The sequence below is a fragment of the Helcococcus bovis genome, assembly GCF_046035835.1.
In the GTDB taxonomy this organism is placed as follows: domain Bacteria; phylum Bacillota; class Clostridia; order Tissierellales; family Peptoniphilaceae; genus Helcococcus; species Helcococcus bovis.
On sequence record NZ_JBFNGB010000012.1, the window covers coordinates 35,683 to 55,747 of the forward strand.

Annotated in this window: 16 protein-coding genes; all 16 read right to left on the reverse strand. The window is 23.4% G+C overall.

Annotation, left to right across the window (positions count from 1 at the left end):
• Positions 1-25 precede the first annotated feature (25 nt).
• The 16 genes from ABGF48_RS05155 to ABGF48_RS05230 all read right to left on the reverse strand — a co-directional run bounded on the left by ABGF48_RS05155 (position 26) and on the right by ABGF48_RS05230 (position 19,791).
• Positions 26-1,186 carry a relaxase/mobilization nuclease domain-containing protein gene (locus ABGF48_RS05155; protein ID WP_408105270.1) on the reverse strand — a complete coding sequence of 387 codons (1,161 nt, stop codon included), beginning with the start codon at positions 1,184-1,186 and terminating at the stop codon, positions 26-28.
• Positions 1,187-1,525 (reverse strand): plasmid mobilization protein, encoded by a 339-nt coding sequence (locus ABGF48_RS05160; protein WP_408105271.1) that lies wholly within the window; start codon positions 1,523-1,525, stop codon positions 1,187-1,189. It abuts the gene before it with no gap.
• A gap of 233 nt (positions 1,526-1,758) precedes the next feature.
• Positions 1,759-2,634 (reverse strand): ribonuclease H family protein, encoded by an 876-nt coding sequence (locus tag ABGF48_RS05165; protein ID WP_408105272.1) that lies wholly within the window; start codon positions 2,632-2,634, stop codon positions 1,759-1,761.
• A 137-nt stretch (positions 2,635-2,771) separates the two neighbouring features.
• Positions 2,772-3,437, reverse strand: a complete 666-nt coding sequence (locus ABGF48_RS05170) for a CD1107 family mobile element protein (protein WP_408105273.1) — start codon at positions 3,435-3,437, stop codon at positions 2,772-2,774.
• Positions 3,438-3,549: 112 nt separating this feature from the next.
• Entirely contained in the window at positions 3,550-5,160 is a 1,611-nt protein-coding gene (locus ABGF48_RS05175; RefSeq protein WP_408105274.1) for a PBECR4 domain-containing protein, read from the reverse strand.
• A gap of 241 nt (positions 5,161-5,401) precedes the next feature.
• Positions 5,402-5,629, reverse strand: a complete 228-nt coding sequence (locus ABGF48_RS05180; RefSeq protein ID WP_408105275.1) for a hypothetical protein — start codon at positions 5,627-5,629, stop codon at positions 5,402-5,404.
• A 38-nt stretch (positions 5,630-5,667) separates the two neighbouring features.
• Positions 5,668-7,371, reverse strand: coding sequence for a lysozyme family protein (locus ABGF48_RS05185; protein ID WP_408105276.1), 1,704 nt, complete (start codon positions 7,369-7,371; stop codon positions 5,668-5,670).
• Positions 7,361-9,721 carry a VirB4-like conjugal transfer ATPase, CD1110 family gene (locus ABGF48_RS05190; RefSeq protein WP_408105277.1) on the reverse strand — a complete coding sequence of 787 codons (2,361 nt, stop codon included), beginning with the start codon at positions 9,719-9,721 and terminating at the stop codon, positions 7,361-7,363. The genes ABGF48_RS05185 and ABGF48_RS05190 overlap by 11 nt, the downstream gene beginning before the upstream one ends.
• Positions 9,696-10,082 carry a PrgI family protein gene (locus tag ABGF48_RS05195; RefSeq protein WP_408105278.1) on the reverse strand — a complete coding sequence of 129 codons (387 nt, stop codon included), beginning with the start codon at positions 10,080-10,082 and terminating at the stop codon, positions 9,696-9,698. The genes ABGF48_RS05190 and ABGF48_RS05195 overlap by 26 nt, the downstream gene beginning before the upstream one ends.
• Before the next feature lie 39 nt (positions 10,083-10,121).
• A complete protein-coding gene (locus ABGF48_RS05200; protein WP_408105279.1) occupies positions 10,122-10,997 on the reverse strand; it encodes a VirB6/TrbL-like conjugal transfer protein, CD1112 family in 876 nt (291 codons plus the stop codon).
• 20 nt (positions 10,998-11,017) lie between these two features.
• On the reverse strand, positions 11,018-12,835 hold the full coding sequence (locus ABGF48_RS05205) for a VirD4-like conjugal transfer protein, CD1115 family (RefSeq protein ID WP_408105280.1): 1,818 nt from the start codon (positions 12,833-12,835) through the stop codon (positions 11,018-11,020).
• Between the two features lie 4 nt (positions 12,836-12,839).
• A complete protein-coding gene (locus ABGF48_RS05210) occupies positions 12,840-13,079 on the reverse strand; it encodes a Maff2 family mobile element protein (protein WP_456264622.1) in 240 nt (79 codons plus the stop codon).
• A 30-nt stretch (positions 13,080-13,109) separates the two neighbouring features.
• Entirely contained in the window at positions 13,110-13,232 is a 123-nt protein-coding gene (locus ABGF48_RS05215; RefSeq protein ID WP_408105281.1) for a hypothetical protein, read from the reverse strand.
• Between the two features lie 107 nt (positions 13,233-13,339).
• Positions 13,340-17,296 carry a SpaA isopeptide-forming pilin-related protein gene (locus tag ABGF48_RS05220; protein ID WP_408105282.1) on the reverse strand — a complete coding sequence of 1,319 codons (3,957 nt, stop codon included), beginning with the start codon at positions 17,294-17,296 and terminating at the stop codon, positions 13,340-13,342.
• A gap of 470 nt (positions 17,297-17,766) precedes the next feature.
• Entirely contained in the window at positions 17,767-18,696 is a 930-nt protein-coding gene (locus tag ABGF48_RS05225) for a hypothetical protein (protein ID WP_408105283.1), read from the reverse strand.
• Between the two features lie 12 nt (positions 18,697-18,708).
• Complete coding sequence (locus ABGF48_RS05230; protein WP_408105284.1) at positions 18,709-19,791, reverse strand: J domain-containing protein; 1,083 nt, start codon at positions 19,789-19,791, stop codon at positions 18,709-18,711.
• Between the last annotated feature and the right edge of the window lie 274 nt (positions 19,792-20,065).

The following is a 20,065-nucleotide window of genomic DNA, read 5'->3' on the forward strand; positions in this document are numbered from 1 at the left end:
GGGTCATGCTTTTTTATTTTTAAAATCAAATTTCAATAAATTTTGAAATACTTTCTTTTGAATTATATTTTTCAATATTATTTAAGATTTTACGCAATTCATATGTTTCTATCTTTAATTTAATTATATCATTTTTATCTAAAGTTGTCTGTAATTTTTTCATATTTTCTTTAATTTTTTTATTAATATTTTTTTCAAAATCATATTTAATATCATATTTCTTATTTAAAATATAAAGGTTATGATTTATAGTTGTTGTATTATTTTTTTTAGCCCAATTTCTATATCCTTGTTTCGTTCTAGCTTTATCATTTGATTGTGTATCAACAATAAAACCTATATCTTTTTTTATCTCATTAAATTTATTACTTAAATCAATATATTCTTTATCTTGTGTCTGGTGAAAGTTCTTAAATTTTTCTTTTTTATTTTTTTTGTTATTAGAAGTAACAATAGCATATTCTATTTTGTTTTCTATTCTTTGTTTAATACTTTCTCTAGTATATTCTTCTCCTAATTTTTGGGTACATCTCATAAATTTTTTGCTAAAGTTTTTGTGTTTAAAAGAAAGATATTTATAGCCTTCATCTTTTATAAAATATTTAATACTCATTATCTTAATAAAATCTTCATAAGTAGAAGATTTTAGAATTGCTGAATCTATATCTTTTTTTAGCAAATCTCTTAAACTTTTTTCATTTTCATATTCTCTATTTACTTTTTTTTCAGTTACAATACATTCATCTATATAATTTTCTTTTAAAACCGTATTAAAGTCTTTTATTAATTTATCGTGAAATGATTTTTTATTGGATCTATAAGCTTTTCCAGTCTCTAAATTTACAGTATTAAATATTATATGAGCATGTAAATGCTCTTGATCGATATGTACAGAAATTACATATTGATAATCTTTTAAATGTTTTTCGCAAAATTCTTTAGCTACTTTTAATACTTCATCTTTATTAACATTTTGTTCCTTAGCATAAGATTGTATGATATGTCTGGCTGTTACTTTTACTTTAGAATGAAACTGCAACCTTGTAAGTTCAAAATCTTGTTCTGTATTGTAAATACCACATTTATTAAAATAAATTAATTCTGGAGTAGTTTTTTCTGGATTTAAAATATAGTCTATACTTCTATTAACATTATCTTTAATTGTAAAAATTTTTATATAAGACATTTATTTTCCTTTTATTATTTTTATAATATCATCATTAATTTTTTTATTCTCATTAATCATTTTTTTAAATTCTTTTTGAAATTCAACGAAATCTTCATAATAAAATTCATTTATTGTATTAACCCTTTTGGCAATTTGATTAATATTATTTCCGATTTTATTTATTTCATAATTTCTTTTTCTAATAATTTCAAAATCTATAATATTTACCTCTTTTTTTAACAAAATATTTCTTATATATTCAGATAAATTATTAAATTTACTTTTATTTAATTTTTCCTTAATTATTTTTTCTTCATCTCTGTTAACTCTACAAAAGATAAATTTGTCTTTTTGCATAAAAAATCCTTCCTTCGGTCATGATTTTTAGATTAAGCAGATGGAAAAATTTTCTTCACACTTAAAAATGATAAAATTTTTCCTTCAAAATGTGCTATTTTCAATAGCACGCAAGAACAGCATTTGTATAACAAATGCCTAAAAAAATAATATTGGAATTCTCCAATATTATTTTTATCTTGTTAGGGTGTACCCTAATACCCCTTTTTTATATTCTACAAATTGTATATTTATTACATGTAAATCATTTCATCAATAATATTTTTAACTATATTTTTTTGTTTTTCATTGTAATTTTGATCTAGTTTATATAAGTTTTTATTTATTGCATTTAATCTACTTTGTGCATAATTTTTTGTTATATCAACATCAAAATATTTTTCACATTCTATAATGAAACTCATAATATCTTGATAAGAATAACCTAAAGCTAATAAAAAATAAATGTAGAGAATAGTATTATAAAATCTATTATTTATTACAAAGCGTTTAATTAATAATTGTTCTTTTTCTTCTAACATTATTCTATCTGAAATATATGTTTCGCAGAATTCAATTAGTAAAATTTTGTGTTCTTTTGTTATTTCTAACTTAAATATTTGTTCTACTTCTTCATAATATATTTCTCGATAAAAAGATATATTTATATTGTTTATTTCTAAATTTTCTTTAAAATAATCACTTATAATTTTCTTATTATTATCTTTAAAAGTATTATTAATTTTTTTCAATTCCTTTAATAAATTCATATTATATTCATTACTATAATATGGTTTAATTTTTTTAATTTGATTTAGAGTAATTTCTTTATTTTCTAATTTTTCTATGATATTTTTTTTAATAAATTCATTAAAATTACTTAGATCTACTGTAATTTTTTTCACATTTTTAGTTTCATACAAGTAATATAAATCTTCTTTAGATAAATCATATCTCATATAAGACTTTATTTTTTCTATAAATCTTTCATCATTTACTAAATAACTTACAATAGAATGAAAAATTGCTTTTTGTTGTAAATTAAATTTATTTATCTCAAAATTATTTTTATTTTTTTCATCTGATAAAGCTATTTTTATTTTTTCTTCTTTTGATTTTACTTTTTTCATCTCCTAACCTTAAATTTTCCTTTTTTCTTTAATAATAAACAATAAAATCGATTATAAGAGCTTTAGTAAAGAAGTTAATGTATTTATTGAACTTCATAAATTTAAAGCCTTATAATCGATTTTGTGCTTTGATTTTTTCATAATTCTGTCATTTCTTCATCATTTTCTTCATCATTAAAATTATCTTCCATATTATTATTTTTCTTTGATTTTTTTAAATAAAGAATAACAATCATTACTATAATTACGACAATATATATAGCATAGTCTAAAATATTAAAATCTTTTTTTTCTTTCTTTTCTTGTTTTATTTCATTATCATTTTTTTCTACATTTTTTTCTTTTAATTCTGGTTGAATTTTAATATTTTCATTTTTTGTTTCTTCAAAACTTTCACCAGGATCATTTAATTTATTTTGTTTAATTTTATTAATATCTTCATTGCTTATTTTTTTTAATATTTCAACATTTTGTTCTATACCATTTTTATCATAATCAATTAATAAATAAAAAATTTGTCCTTCAATTGTCGTAAAAGATACAAATTGGCGATTGTTTCTTCCAAACATTTTAATTTTATCTTTATTCATTACTTCTTTAACATTACCTGGTTTAGTATTCTGTATATCAGTATTATTTTTTTTAGGTGTTTCTTTAGGTGTTTCCTTAGGAGCTTCTTTTACATTTTCTATTTTTACTTCTTTTTTTGCTTGTTGCTTGGGGGTATTATTTGCAAAAGATATATTTGTTGAAATAATTAATATAGTAAAAATGGTTATTAATATTTTTTTTATATTTTTCATATTTTTTTCCCTTTCTTTTTGATAGAATTATGTTTTAGGTTACTTTATTTGTGTATATTCATTTTTTAAAAATTTAAATGGCAGAAAACATATATTTTTTGACATAATGAATTTATCGTTCATAATCTATATTATTTTTATCTTTATTTTGTTTTTTTTCTTTACTTTCAATATTATTTTCAATTTCTTTATTTTGTTCTATTTCTATTTCTTCTTTTTGTCTTTCTGGTACAAATTTTTCTATATTATTAATAACTTCATTCGTAACATTTATAACTGGTAATATTAGTTTTTCTATTTGTTTTTCATCTAATTTTTCAAAATGATATTTTAAATGCTCTATTCTTGAATCTACTACTGGAATATTAAAGTATTCAAATAATAATAAAGTTGTAATATCAGCTTGTACTTCGATTACATTTTCATTATCAGATTGATAATCGACTGCGTCATTGTGCAATAAAGAATGACCTAATTCATGTGTAAGTGTAGATAATTTCCCTATGTCATCAAGTCGTTCATTTATAATTATTTGATTTAATCCAGGATAATACTCTCCTTTTAAATTTAATGGTAAGTTATTATAATAAATTTGAGTGTTATTATTTTTAGCATATTTTTCTATTATTTCAATTTTATCTTTAACTTCAATATCGATTAAATTATTAAAACCAAGTAATTTTGGTAAATCCTCAGCCTTAATATCACTTTGTGATATGTCAAATACATTTACTGGTACAAAATTTCTATACGATATAACTTTCAATTCTTTATTTTTTACTTGTTCTTTTTCTTCTTTTGTAAGTTTTTTAAAAGGTTTATGAGTTAAATCAACTACTGCATACTTTGATTCTGTTGGAGCAAAAATCTTAATTGCTTTTTCACCTTTTTTTATGCTATAACCCATCTTAGATATTTTATTAAATGAAGCTATATAATTTGCTGACTTGTTTTGCGAATAAATCAACATAGTGTTTTTATAAGAATAATTTCTAAATTTTAAAGAAAACTTTATAAATTCTACTATATCTTCTTTATTATGCTTAAAATCTTTTATTAAGTTATTAATTTTTATTTCTAATTCTTTTACTTTGTTTTCTTTTTCTTTCTTCCATTTCTCTTTATCAAAAGTATTATTCATTATTTTTTCCTTTCTATTTTGTTCATTTTGAACAAAATTTTTAAAAGAAAATGGAACAAATTTATCATTGTCCCATCTTTCAATTGATATAACTTTTTCATTTAGTGTTGATTTCTTAAAGTATTGATCATTTTTTTCTACAATAAATGTTTCAAAGTAATCAATGTATAATTCACTTTGTGCAATTCCCATCTGCAAATAAGTATTCTCTTTTGTTTTAACTAATAAAAAATTACTTTTTATTGTAGATTTTGAGTGTGTTTGATTATATAGTATTGAATTTTCGATATTTTCCATAAAATATTGAAAATTTTCTATTCTATCAATAATATTATTCATTTTATTAGGGTGATTTTTGCTGATTAATCCTAACAATTCTTCATCACTTCTATTTTTTATAAAACTATATAATCTTGCTCCTTTTAAGTATTTTGTATTTTTTTGTGTGTACTGCATTCCTAATAAATGTGGAAGCATATCATTAAATATTTTTATATTAAACTCATTGCTCTCTGTTTTAATAGTAATATTACTATTATCAAAATTTTCCCACCACTTTATTATAGAGTGTATTTTATACATATTATCTCCTTTTAAAAATAAAAAAGACAATCAATTGATTGTCTTTTTTTATTGATTTTTAGTATTGATGTGCTTATCTCCTATGCTATTACAAGCATTACATTACGCCTCGTTCAAACTAGACCTACGGGAAAATCTAACCGTAAATACTTTCGCCGTCATTGGTATTTCTGACCCCCCAACTCAGGGTAGAGGTAGTATTTACCCCCAGTTCTCATGCTACTAGCTTATTTAAATATTATCATATATTTTTATTTGTATCAACTTTTTCTTCATTATTTATATCAGCAATTAGATCATAATATTCATTAAAGGATAATTTGCTTTTAATAAATAATTTATATAATGCTTCTTTTTGTGTTTCAATTATTAATTCTTTTGAATTATCTAATTCTTCTTTAGCCTTTTCAAATCTTTCTTCTTTTTTTTTCATGTTTTCTATTGCTCTATTTAGTTTTTTTATTTGCATAATAAAACTCCTTTCTTTTTTGTTCATTTTGAACAAAGTTAATTTATACGATATTTCATAAATTTCTTCACATAATTTTTATCTCCATAGCTATTCCACCCTTTTCTACTAGCCCACATGTTTGAAAAATTATCAGCTAGTTCTTGTGTCCATTTTCCACCATTTCTTGATACGTATTCAATAAAGCCTTTACCATAGTTATATGAATGTATCATAGTTTTTAAATCTACATTATATTTGTTCATATGTTCTATACAATTTTTTAAGTGCAAAATACCATAATGTATGCTTGTAATAGGATTATTAATTGTATTTGGTGGAAGACCTATACTTTCTGATGATTGCATTACATCATGTAAAGTTTCTGCATTTCCAGCACTTTCAAGCATTATAATAGTAAGAGCAATATCTTTATAGCTCTCTAAATTATACTTTATTAACTCGTTCATAACAATAGGTTTCCATCTTAAAACCTCTTTAGGTAATTTATCAATATTAACATTTTTTAAAGCATTAGCAATATATATTTCAGGATCAATTGCTTCTCCATTTTTTCGTACTTCAAAATGTAAATGTGGACCTGTTGAGTAACCTGTTGAACCCATTAATCCAATTACCTCACCAATTTTAACCTTTTGCCCTAAAATAACTTTAATTGTGCTTAAATGAGCATATCTAGTTTTAATATTGTTTCCATGATCAATTTCAATCCATTTACCATAACCAGTAGTTGAGTTTGGATCTATATATGTTATAATCCCATCTGTCATAGCTTTAATTTCAGTTCCTAATTGATTTGCGATATCAATTCCTTTATGAAAGTTTCTAGGATACCATCTTCCATCTTGCAAATAAAATCCATCTCTCCAGCCAAATTTTGATGTTATTTTACCTTCTGCTGGATAGATTATATTATCTATATAATCTATATTTTCGTTATTATTACTATTCCCTACAAATATTAATAAAAAAATTAATAAAAAAAATACAATTGGTAATAAAAATATTCCTAAAGAAGTAATTATTGACAATACAGTTCTACCTAAAAATGCTAAAAATTTACTTGGTAATTCTATAAAAAATGTTTTTGTAGAATCCCATTTTACATTTAATCTATATTTAGCATAATATAAGTTTTTATGTAAAATCCTTGTTATTAATCTTTTTTGATTAAATTTTTTGTCATTATATAAATTATTCTTAAAAAGTTTATTTTTATTTTCTTTCTTTTTAATTTTAGAAATTTTATTACTTTTTTTTTTAATTTTTTTAGTTAATTTCTTTCCTTTTGATCGTATTTTAGAAGATAATGCTTTGCTAGTTGTATATGTTGTTTTAAAAACCCCTTCAGTTGCTGCATTTTCATCTTCATTATTTTGTAATATTTTTTTGGAAATAGTTTTAATAGTTCCTGTAACAGGTTTTACTTTATTATATAAAAGTTTATTTTTATAATGTCTATATTGAAATTTAGACTTTTTAGCAGTATGCTTATTAATTTTTCGTTCATGTTTTAATGATTTTTTTTCTGATTTTTCGTTATATTTTCTTTCGTTTTTTAATCCTCTGTCAATTTTTTTTAATTGACGTTTTGATAATGACTTTCTTTGATAAATTTTTCTTTGTTTTATTTTTGGTATATCTTTAAAATTAGCTACTTTATATATGTTTATTTTGGTTATTTTTCTTTTTTTGGATAAATTAGTTAAATCAATTTTTTTATTCGATTTTTTAACTTGCATTTTCACCTAACTTAGTTGTTATTAGTTTATATAAAGTAGTATTTTTATTTAAATGATCTCTAAATGGTATTATCTTACCTTCATAACTTATTAAGCCTTCACCAGGATTATTATTTGTAACATATGATAATTGTTCACTTGATATATTTAATGCTTTAGCAAGTCTTTCTCTGTCATCTGATGATTGATTTAACATACAAATATAATCGCTGTTTTTAAAAATAGTTTCAATTTGTGGACTATCTAAAATATCTGTAACATTTTGTGTTATACCTGTTGGAACTCCCCCATATTTTCTGAATCTTTTCCAAAAATCAATCATATATTGAGCTGTACGATCATCTTTAAGAAGGACATGAATTTCATCTATAAAATACCATGTAGATTTAGCTAAATCCCTATTTTTACTTACTTTATTCCAAACATACTCTTGAAGGATTAATAACCCTAAATTTCTTAACACCCCTTTTAAACTATTAATATCAAATGTTGTTAGTCTATTATTAATATTTATATTTGTTCTATTATTAAAAATATTCATTGATCCTGTAACGTATATTTCAATTCTTGTAGCTAAGTCTTGTGCTTCATAGTCCTTTTGTTTTAATAATATATTATAAAAATCTGTGAATGTTGGCATATTATTAGCACTAGGATTTTGTAAAAAATTTGTATACATTTGAATTACACATCTATCTAGTATAGATATTTCTTTACCTGTAAGTCCATCATAACCACCGATAATCTGTTCGATTAATGAAATAATAAATACACTTTTTTCTTTTATTGCATTTTCATTATTATTTTCAAAATCTATATCAAATGGATTAATATGATTAGCTGATGTTGCTGATAGTTCAATTACTTCACCATCTAAAGCTTGTGTTAACGCTGGATATTCTCTTTCAGGATCTGCAATAATAATATCATCTGGTGTCCTTAAAAAAGTTTCCATTATTTCTCTTTTAGCCTTAACACTTTTACCTGAACCAGGAGATCCTAAAATCAATCCATTTGGTGCTTTTAATTTCTTTCTATCAAAAAATAGTATGTTTGATGAAATGGTATTATATCCATAATATAAGCTATCTTTACTTTCTTGAAACAGTTCCTGTGTCGTAAACGGAACTAAAATACCTAAACTTGAAGTTGTTAACCCTCTTTTTTGTCTTAATATATTATATCCAAAAGGAAGTGTTGATATTAATCCTTGTTCTTGACTATTGTATAATACTCTTAAATTACAACTGAATTCTCTACAAATTGATTGTAAATTAAAAAAATCATTTTCTATTTTTTTTATACTATCATTTATAATTGTAACTGTAAATGTAGTTTGAAAATACCTTTCATTTCTTCTCGAAACATCATCTAAAAGTTCTTTTGTTTCCTCAATATTTATTAATAAATCAGTTGGCAAAATATCCATATCCCTTTTAGCGTTAATATTTTTTGTTTGCTCATCACCTTTTGTTTTCTCTAAATCTGATAATAATCTTTTAACATTTTTAATAGCTTTTTGTTGATCAACTGTTTGAAATGCAATTGAAATTAATAGTTCATTATCATATTCTAACAATTTTTCTAAAAAATTATCTTCAAGTTCAGTTGTATCAAGATCAATTTTACATACTCTTAAAAACTTATTATCGATTTTAATTAAATTATCTGATGAAAAATTAATACTCATTGGAGAAATATAGTCTTTAATGGAAATTTGTGATTCCATAAAATCATTGTAATTAATTTTTTTATTCTTTTCTATATTTTTTTTATTTAATATTTCATTTAATAAATCTATTCTTTCATCACCATTTACAGAAAAAGAATGTGATCCTAAGAGTTTCAATTTATGTATTATACTATTTTCAAGTGTTAACAATTTTCTTTTTGCTAAAGTTAAATTCTTTTCTTTAACAGTAATTATTATATATTTCTTTTTTAAAACTCCATTTTCTTTGACTTTAAGTCGACTTAACATTGCTTCATTCAATTCTTCCTTAAATTTATCAAATTTATCATTGTTTAACTTGTTAAGTACTTTATTTTCATAAAAATGTTTCCCATCTGTTTGATTATAGAAAAAAAGTTGAACATCAATTGTATTATCGAAGTGATTTAATAACGAAAAATATTTTTCTAAAATTACTTGTTTGTCATCTTCTTCTGATAATTTATAATTTATATCATCAAATCTAATCATTTTAGAAAAGAAGTTATCTTCTAAAATCATTATTCCATCTTTTGTTATAGTATAAAATGGAAAAGTTTCTTGAACAGAATTTTTATTATAAGTCCCAAAAATTTTTCTAAGAAATTTATTATTACTTTTTCTTTTTGTTTTTAACATTTTTCCCCTTTCTATTTTGTTCATTTTGAACAAAATTTATTTTTTCCAATATTTCTAAATTAGTTGTAGATTTATATACTCTAATCTGTTTATTTAATATTACTCGATTAATTATGTTGAGTAATTTCACATCAATGTATTCATTATTTTTTTTATAAAATCCTAAAAAAAATATTGGAAATGAAGTCAAAAATAAACCATATAAAGCAACTCCACTTCCAAATTTTGAATTAAGTATTGTAAATAATGGTACACTAATAGCACCTGCTATTGACATTGTTATAACTTGTCTTTTTGTAAAATTACCTACTAATTTTGTTTCAATTAAATTAATATCTTTTGGAATTTTTGCAAAAGCCATATACCCCTCTTTCTATTTTGTTCAAAATGAACAAAAATTTTATCTTGCGTCTAATACTGATTGTGCTATACTTTTTGTCTTAAATAAAGTAAATACTAATACTATACCAAAAGCTAGTATCTTTAATGCGTTTATTCCTTCTCCTTGTAACTGACCTTGTGTTAAAGCAATATAAATTGCTAAACAAGCAATTATTAATAAACCTTGTAAAGATAAAGCAAATATATTTTTTATAAAATTTAAACCTATACTTCTATATTCTTTAGTTGCTAATGTTGCAAGAGGTATAGTTCCAATTATGGAATATAAGTATATTTCAAAAAATCTTCCTATAACAACTACATTAATTAAAATCCCAATTCCTTTAAATATGAAACTTAATATCATTGTTATTATATAATCTCGAAAAGCTACAAATATTCCTAATTCCTCTGCGACTTGCTCGACTGTTTTTCCCCCTAAATCATATGTTAAACTTGCTCCTTTTGTCGTCAAATTAACCATTTCAGTTAATTTATTTAACGCCCAACCTCCTACATCGAAAATAGCATTAATTATTGTTATATAATTTTTTAAAATCATTACACCTATTGCAATCTTTAAAATCCATACAAATATTTGAAAACTTTCTATTTCATGATAATTATTTTTTTGTGTAATCATTTCTATAAGTTCTATCGTCAATAAATAAGCAAATATTAATCCAGCAATTACTAAAATAACATTTGTTGATATTGTAGTAACCATATTCCATGCAGAGGGGGAATATTTTAAAGGAGATTGTTCAAGAAGAGGTGATATATTATTAATTGAATTTATCATATCTTCTTGTATATTTTCATATCCTTTTATTATTGAGTTTATAAGACTCTCAGTCCAACCTTGAAATGGATTAAATAGATCAATTCCCATCATTTTTCCCTCTATCCTTTATGTTAATTATCAATAAATTCATATTCTTCAACAATTGTTGAATTAGTAAAACTTATTTTATTAGTTTCTTCTTCATATTTTTTAATGTATTCTTTTAAATCAAAAACATTATATTTATTTATAATTTTTTCTTTTGTTTTTTTATCAAATTCTTCCTTAACATGATATAATTCATTGTAATATTTATGTTTATTTGTCATATATTTTTTACTCTTAAATGGTGATAAACCTCTTAAAATATATATACATTCATCTTGTCTTAATTTCGTTAATTCTCCCACACTTAATAGATTACGACCAATATTTTTTTCATTTTGTGATACAGATCTATTATTTGAATATGTTTTTGAAGAATTTTTCTCTAAAATTGTTGCTTTATCAAGCGTTTCAGATAAATCTTTTAAGGTTTCTTTTTCTTTAGATCCTAAAAAAAGATAAGAATCACAATTCCCCATTATGCTTGAATAAGATTCTTTATATGCTTCTTTTAGTTGACTTGTAGCTTGAATTAATATATGAATTGGTATATTTCTACTTCTATTCGTTGAAATAATGTCTTCAAAATTATTAATTCTAAGCTGTTTAAACTCATCTAAAAATAAAGATACAGGTTTTGGAAAACTCCCCCCATAATTATTATCAGCTTCCTTATACAAAATTTGTATTAGTTGTGAATATAATACTGAATTTAAAAAATCTAAAGTCCGATCACTATCACTTGTTATAATATAAAGAATTGTATTTCCATTCGCTAGATTATTTAATTCTAATTGATCTTCTGAAGTTAAATCTCTAATTACATCAATATCAAAAACGCTCATTCTTGCACAAACGGATAATATAATACTTGATCGACTTTTTGATGCTCCAGTTAAATATTTTTTATATTGTCTGACTGCAAATACATTTCCTTCTTTTGCTTCTAAGTCCTTAAACATCATATCTACTTTATTTGATACTTCATCTTCATTATTATTTTCATTTTCTGCATTTCTAACTTCGATAATAATATCTAAAAAATGTTTAATATTTATATTTTCAAAAGGTTGCGTTTCAAACAAATATCCAATTATAGCTGTAAAAAAAAGTCTTTCAGCTTTTACCCAAAAACTATCTCCTTTATTTGTGCCAATATCTTCGGTGGCATTCATTATAGTATTTGTAATAGAAAGAATATCTAATTCATTTTTTATATAAGCAAAAGGGTTATATTTTAATGACAATTCAGGATTTTTTGTATTAAAGACTTTTATGTCTTTTTTCTTTTTTTTCATAAAATGTCCTGTGAGTTTAATTGTTGATCCTTTTGTGTCTGTTACAACGTATGATCCAGTATTTTGAAGTAAATTAGATACTATAAATAACCATGTTTTACCAGTTCCTGGCATACCTACGATAATTGAGTTATGGTTTCTGTTAAGCTTAAAATCTTCTCTCTCAATTTCTAACGTTAATCTTTCCGTTTCTGTAAATAATATATTTCTTGAAAAGTCTTTATCGATAAAAGGTGCTATATCTTCTGCTGATCCCCATTCTGCTGATCCATACTCTTTGTTTTTATGTTTTAACATTTTTAATTTTATTTTTCTGTTTTTAAAATATTGTTTATATGCTATATATATGATAAATGTAAAAAATATAGTAAATAATATATCTGAAATATCAAAAGATATGTTTAATTCTTCAAAAAAATTCTTATTAAAGTTATTTACTCTTAGCATATATAATATGTTATTAATTATATATGCTAAAAATGTAAATACTGATATTTCAAATATTAAAACTATATTTTTACTAAATAAGTTTTTTGTGTTTTTCATAATATTAACCAAATAAATTTGCTAATAGTGGAACTACCTTTATACCTAATAATATAAGTCCTCCACCACCCATTAGCTGCTTAATACCTTGAGATTTTGCTCCCGGATTATCTGAACCATAACCTTCAAGTAAATTTATGATTCCCCATATTCCAAGACCACCACCTATAGCTATAACAATTTGTCCTAAAACATTTATTCCTGCTCTAAAAGCTTCCATTTTTATTCCTTTCTTTTTGTTCATTTTGAACAAAATTTATTTTATTTTTTTAAGTTATATATCTAAATTGAATTCATCTTTTATATTTTCTCTTTTATTATCATTATTTAAGTTATAATTTTCGTCATAAAAACTAAAATTTAAAATTTCTGGATTTAACCCTTTTTTTCTAACCATTCTCGTTTAGACATTTCTAATTCTTCTTTTTTTATTTAAAAAGTAAAAAGAGGAGATTTCTCTCCTCTAATACTTTTCTAACTTTTGTTCATTTTGAACAAAAATTACTATTTATTAATTTTTCTTTGTTTTATAGTTACAAAATATAAAGCTACTACTGAAATAACAAGTGTTGATATTACTGCAAATATTCCTGTATCTCCTGTATTTGGATTGTTAGGAGTGTGTGGAACTGGTAATACTTTAACAGTTTGATCTTTATCATTAAAGTCTTTATGTTCTGCTACTTTTCTTACTTTTCCTTCTACTGAAATATCACTTAATGTTTCAAATGCTACAAGTGAGATACCTCTTAAATCTTTTGCATTAACTGTGATAAATACTTCTGCTACTCCATCTTTTGTTTCAGGAGTAAATTCTAAACTTGCTGTTAATTCTTTACCGTTAGCATCTTTTAATACTTCTTTTGTTACACTATTCATTAAAACTAAATCAAATCTCATTTTAATTCCTGGTACTAAATCAAAGTATTCAATACGATCTACTAAATGTATTAATTTATCTAATGGTAAAAATTCTTTAGCTCCAGTTTTTACTTCCATTAATGTTGTTTTAATTCTTGGATTTGTTGTTCTTGTTGTTTGAGCTTTATCATGTATATCTCTATGGAATGTTAATAACTTCCCATCTTTGTATAAATCTTCAAATACAACTGTTTCTTTACCTCTTACAACACTTCCTGGTACTGTAAATAATAATTCTACAAATCCATTTCTACTTGTTGGAATAAATTCTTTACTTGCTTTTACTTCCTTACCATTTACTAAAACTGGTTTATTTGTTAATTTATACATTAATGTACCATCTAAAATGTATGTCTTTCCAATAATTAAATCGTAATAAATTACTTTATCTTTAATGATAACTTCTTCTAATGGTAATGATTCTTTTTTACCTGTTTCGTTGTCTACAGCTGTTGTTCTTATTTCAGGAATTTTCTCATTAATTACTTCAACTTTGTATGTTGAACCATCTTTTTTGTCTGTAAAGTTAAGATTAATTTCTTTTTCATTTTTGAAATATCCTTCTGGAGCATTTAATTCTTTGAAAATATAGTTACCATTTGGAAGATTTTCAACTACAATCTTTCCATTTTCATCTGTAATATATTTTCCAACTATTGTTTCCCCTTTTTTAGAATCAGTTGCTATAAGCACATATTCAGCTCCTGAAACAACTTTTTTGTTTCCTTCTTCAACTGATCCAGCTTCAATTTTTGTAACATCTAAAGTGATTTTATTAAGCTTATTTACAATATTTGCACCAATAACTGTATTTTGTTTTTTATCAGTTGTATTAAAATCAAATCCAGTTTCATGTTTTGTATTATCTAAAACATAACCTTTAGCAGTAGATATTTCTTTAATGTAGAATTTTCCATCAATTAAAATATCCTTAAATTTACCTTTTGCTTTTCTTTCTATTACTTTTTCAAGCACTTTATTTTCAGTATCTTCTACTTGTCTAGTTACTGTTGTCTTAAATTCTTTAATAGAATAGATAATACCTTTTTGTTCTAATTCAGCTATTTTTTTATCTTTTTCTTCTACTTTATTAAATTTAAGTACTTTGTCTAAAGTTTTTTCAATCTTTGTTTCATATCCTACAATTACATTTTCTGATTTTTTACTTTCTTTAACACTTAAATTAGATTTATCTTTTTGTGTTTCAATAAAGCTTAAAGCTTCTTCTTTTGTATTAAAAACTTTTACTTCACCATTTTGTAATTTAATTTCAAATATAGAATATTCTTCTGTTTTAATAATTGGTTTATCTTTGTTTTCAACTTCTTTTTGTGTAAATGTTGATATTTCATAACTTATTACATCTTCTTTAACTTCTTTTGTAGCGTTAACTTCTTTTTGTGTAACTTTTTCAGTTATATTATTTACATCAATTGTTACTTTATCAAGTAGTGTATCTTTTTTAACTGTTATTCCATTTTCAGTATAATCTTCATTTAAGAAAAGTCCAAATGTTGCTTTTGGTTCAATTGTAAATAATTTTGTATCTTCAAATTTTTTGTTAAATTCAAATGTAAGTTCTTTTCTTTCATTGTATGCTTTAACTGATTTTGAAGATACTCTAACTTCTTGTGATTGTGATGTAAATTCGATATCATAAATTTTTGGATCTACTAAATATCCTTTTGGTGCTGATACTTCTTTTAATGTATATTTACCATGTGCTAATTCTTTACTTGATATTTCACTTGTTGAATTAGTAATTAAGCTTTCTACTAAATCACCTTTTTTGTATAAAGTTGTAACTTTATCATTTGAAATAATATCTTCTTTAGCTCTAATTTCCCATTTTGTTCCAGCTAAAAATCCTTCTTCAAATATTAAATCTGTAATATCTTTATCTTTTTGATTAGCCTTTGTGCCTAATAATATAGAGCCTGTTTTTTCAAGTCTTATTATACCCTTTTGTGGTGTGTTTTTAATTTCTTTAATTATAACTTTTGTATCATTTTCAAAGATTTCAATCTTTATAGCTTTACCGTTTGGATCTAGATAATATCCAGAAGGTGCTTTTATTTCTTTAATATAATAAATACCAGGTAAGACTTTTTCTTTAATAGTTACAATTCCCTTATCATTAGTCTTAAATTCACTTTCTCCACCTATAGTAAGTTTTTTCATATCTTTATCTAAAATATTAAAAATTACTCCTGACTGTGGGATTTGTTTTCCGGTTTCACTATCAACTTTTACAAGTTTAAGTTCCTTTTTATCTCTTTCATTTTTAACAATTGGCATGTTATATACAGTACCAGGTTTTTCTGCTCCATTTTCTTTTACATATGCTAAAACAGGTGTTGGATCTAAAATATATCCTTTTGGTGCTTTAGTTTCTATAAATTCATATGTTCCTTTTAAACCTAATGTAACTCCATATTGATCCTTAAATAACTCATCTCCACTTATTTTATATTTTTCCTTAAACAAAATATATCCATTTTCATCCGTCTTAAATATCCATGTTCTAATAGGTTTTTTACCTTGTGTACTTGTTAATATTTCATCATAATATTTAACTGTAAATTCTGCTCCTTCAAGTGGTCTATTATCATCACCTTGTTTTTTAAGCATAATATCTAATGGGTCAAATAAAGGTTCATCTTTTACATTTAGTACTTGATCTTTTGAGGTTAAATCAACTTCATAAATTTGTTGGTCTAATTTAAAGCCTTTTGGTGCTTTTAATTCTTTAACAAAATATTTTCCTGGTGCTAAATTTAATTTATTTGACCTTCCTTTATCATCTGTTATAAGTTTATTTAATAAGTTTTTATTGTTTAGTGCATTTACTTTAGTATCATATACACCATATTCTGCTCCTTTAAGTGAATATCCAGCCTTTGCAATATCTGTTAAAGTTTTGTTTGCACTCGTTTTTACTAATGATAAACTATGTTTTTTTTGTGATGGTGTAGGTTTGTTAAAATTCCATGCAAACATTCTTTGAGTTCCACCTGATTTTGTTGAATATACCTTAAACCAATCTGGTGCATTTGATTTAGAATCAATATATGATAAAAATTCTTGCATTTCAGAATTTCTCATGAAATATTTAGGAGCTGTTCCCCATACATTTGATAATGCATAATGTGTTAAATGATATCCTTTACTTCCTTTATTTGCTGGTACACCATATAGATTAAAAGTTTCCAACTTACTCCATTTTTCTGGAGAAGCATATCCATAATATGCAACTTTTCTAACTTTTTCATTCTTTTCTTCTCTCCAACCTGTTAATGTAGATGTATTACCAGGATTTACAGGTGGATTTAATGAAGCTTCTCCGCAAAATATATAATATCCATCACTTGATGTAAAATAGTCTGAACCTCTTCCTTCTCCTCCACCATGATTTGTGACTTTAATCCCACTTGGTGCTGCTGATACAATTTTATTCGGAATTATTATTCCGGATATTAATATTGCAAATGCTAGTATAGCACTTAATGATTTAGTTAATTTATTTTTAATTTTTTTCATTTTTCTCCTCTATTTTTCGTTCAAAATGAACAAATTATTTATCATGTTTTCTTGATTTTCTTTTATATATTTCTATAATTTCAATATTTTTTTTAATGTGACTTTGCGAAAAATTTTATCATTAGTAGATAAAAAAATATTTTATACATTATTTCCCCCCCTTTAAAAATAAAAAAAGAGAGAAATTTTTTTCTCTCTCACTTATTATGTTTTTTCCTCTCTATACATATTATATCAGATTTTATCAAGTTCTAACTGTCATTATTGTTACGACAATTTAATATTTTTATTTTATTATTCTAATTTTTTATTATAAATTAGAACTTTTTCGCTTTGCTCAAAAGGTCGCTAACGCTCCGCTTTTTGATTGTGTGCTTACGCACATTCATTTAAGTGTTAGAAATAAAAAAAGAGAGAATTTTACTTCTCTCTTTGATGGTTACTTTTGTTCATTTTGAACAAAAGTAATATTATCTATATTCCCAGTGTCCTTTTTCTTTTACTCCTTCTTTAATTAAAACTTTTTTACAGGATTTTTCTTCCGAATGATTAATAGTTTTGTATTTTTTATTTGTTATTATTACCTCATCTTCAGCTGTTCCCCAACTAGATCTAACATCTTTTTCCTTTAATAAATTACCATAACGATTATAGGCTTCTTTTTCGTTATAATAATATTCTTTACCATATTTATCACTATTTACAAACCATCTAGGTTTTATTATTTGATCAAAATCAATTAATTCATCAGTTGTTTCTGTCCATGCTTGTTTTGTTAAAACACATTTATTTTCATAAACTGGATCTTGTTTTTTCACGTCAACAACCCATACTTTTTCTTTTTGTTTTGTTTTTTGTGGTTTTGATGTTTCTTTTTGTGTAACTTTAGGTTCTTCCTTTTTTGTTATTTTAATGTTTTCTTTTTGTGTTTCTGATTTTTGTGCTAACTCTTTTTCATCTTTTACAAGATTTTTACTTTCATTGGATTTCTTTTCTTCTTTTTTTGCTATCTCTTTTATTTTTTTAGTATCTTTTAATGAATTAATTTCCTTTTCTATTTTCTCAACTATTTCTTTTTTATATTTTAAATCCCATAAACCTCTTAAAAATTCAACACTTTCTTTTTGTTTAGTAAATGGTATCTTAAATGATTCTAAAACTTTTAATGTTTTTATTTTATCCTTATCATTTTTAATATCAGCTAAAATATATTCTTTTTTATCCTTTTTTATAACCTTAAAATTACTTAACAATGGTGCTTGTTTTATTTCTTTTTTTGTTTCTTTTATTGTTTCTAGCTTTATCTCTTTTTTCGTTTCCTTAACTGTTTCTTTTGTTTTAGTTGAACATGCTGTAAGTGAAAGTGTTAAAGCTATTAATAATACTAAATTTTTTCTCATTTCTTTTCTCCTCTATTTTTGTTCATTTTGAACAAAATCTCTAATATATCTTTCTTGATTGTCTTTTATAAATTCATATGCTTCTGTAATTTCAATGAATTTCTTTTGTGAGTTTTTGTTTTTATTTTGGTCAGGGTGATATACTTTTGATAATTGCATATACTTTCTTTTTAACTCTGTTTCTTCACAATCAACATCTACTCCTAATATTTCGCAACAGTTTATATATTTTTCTTCAAATGAATTATTTTTTGATTGTTCAGTATCTTTTGATGAATTTGAGTTATTTGCTTTTTTATATGTCTTTTTTCTATCTGTGTATCTACCAGACAACACTTTTACAAAATTATCTTCCTCTAAAAACCATTCAAACGTAATTATAAAATTTGTTTTATAGCCTTTTAAGAAACTTGATTTATTTATTTTTCTTATTGCTTCAATTAGATTTTCTTTTCCAAATTTATTTTCTAAATTACTTAATTTGTAATGTGTATTTGTACCTGATTCTATAATTACTATTTTAGGTATATCTTCAATACTATTCCACTCATGCATGTATTCCATTATATTTGGAATATTAGTTTTTTCATAATTATTTTCGTGAGATGATTCTTTTTTTATTAATTTAGGATATATGTTTAATTCATAAAATTCAAATAATCCAAAAAACCATAAATCATCATCTTTATCAAAAATATCATCAAAAATTCTTTCAGCTAATCCCACAATTACCTTAGATCTAATTAAATATAGTATTATACCAGATATGATTACTGCAAGAATAAATACTATCCAGTTTAATCTATCCTTAGGTTTGTATGATTCATAAATTAAATAAGATGTTAATCCAAATACTATAAAACTTGTGTATATTAAATATAATATTTTACATTTTCTTTTTATTAAAAATAATATAAGTAAATAAAGAACAATTAAAATTAAATACACTCCCATTTGAATTATCGACGGTGCTTGAATGTATTTTGCTATAAAATTTTGGTTGTACATAAAAAATACAGATATTTCAAAAAATGTAATAAATGCACAAAACAAAATTATAAAAATTATACCCAATGTGATTATAAGACTTATCATAAATATTTCCCTCTTATTTTGTTCATTTTGAACAAATTCATTATATAATAATATTTTAACATAATTATCTTTCAATTTCAGATAATTCTTTTACATTTACTTTATTTTTTATGCTTAAATCTTTAAAATCAGAAACTTCATGTCTATTTGGATCAATATCAGCTCTATCTACAACTCCATCATTATCAATATCTTTATCTTTTTCAAAATCTTTGTTTGATTTTTGAGATTTTGTTTTTTCATTTTATTCTCCTTTTTTGTCTTAAATTAAAAT

Coding starts and splice junctions, on each gene's coding strand:
- ABGF48_RS05155 (WP_408105270.1), bottom strand. CDS start 1,186: ATGTCTTATATAAAAATTTTTACAATTAAAGATAATGTTAATAGAAGT.
- ABGF48_RS05160 (WP_408105271.1), bottom strand. CDS start 1,525: ATGCAAAAAGACAAATTTATCTTTTGTAGAGTTAACAGAGATGAAGAA.
- ABGF48_RS05165 (WP_408105272.1), bottom strand. CDS start 2,634: ATGAAAAAAGTAAAATCAAAAGAAGAAAAAATAAAAATAGCTTTATCA.
- ABGF48_RS05170 (WP_408105273.1), bottom strand. CDS start 3,437: ATGAAAAATATAAAAAAAATATTAATAACCATTTTTACTATATTAATT.
- ABGF48_RS05175 (WP_408105274.1), bottom strand. CDS start 5,160: ATGTATAAAATACACTCTATAATAAAGTGGTGGGAAAATTTTGATAAT.
- ABGF48_RS05180 (WP_408105275.1), bottom strand. CDS start 5,629: ATGCAAATAAAAAAACTAAATAGAGCAATAGAAAACATGAAAAAAAAA.
- ABGF48_RS05185 (WP_408105276.1), bottom strand. CDS start 7,371: ATGCAAGTTAAAAAATCGAATAAAAAAATTGATTTAACTAATTTATCC.
- ABGF48_RS05190 (WP_408105277.1), bottom strand. CDS start 9,721: ATGTTAAAAACAAAAAGAAAAAGTAATAATAAATTTCTTAGAAAAATT.
- ABGF48_RS05195 (WP_408105278.1), bottom strand. CDS start 10,082: ATGGCTTTTGCAAAAATTCCAAAAGATATTAATTTAATTGAAACAAAA.
- ABGF48_RS05200 (WP_408105279.1), bottom strand. CDS start 10,997: ATGATGGGAATTGATCTATTTAATCCATTTCAAGGTTGGACTGAGAGT.
- ABGF48_RS05205 (WP_408105280.1), bottom strand. CDS start 12,835: ATGAAAAACACAAAAAACTTATTTAGTAAAAATATAGTTTTAATATTT.
- ABGF48_RS05210 (WP_456264622.1), bottom strand. CDS start 13,079: ATGAACAAAAAGAAAGGAATAAAAATGGAAGCTTTTAGAGCAGGAATA.
- ABGF48_RS05215 (WP_408105281.1), bottom strand. CDS start 13,232: ATGGTTAGAAAAAAAGGGTTAAATCCAGAAATTTTAAATTTTAGTTTT.
- ABGF48_RS05220 (WP_408105282.1), bottom strand. CDS start 17,296: ATGAAAAAAATTAAAAATAAATTAACTAAATCATTAAGTGCTATACTA.
- ABGF48_RS05225 (WP_408105283.1), bottom strand. CDS start 18,696: ATGAGAAAAAATTTAGTATTATTAATAGCTTTAACACTTTCACTTACA.
- ABGF48_RS05230 (WP_408105284.1), bottom strand. CDS start 19,791: ATGATAAGTCTTATAATCACATTGGGTATAATTTTTATAATTTTGTTT.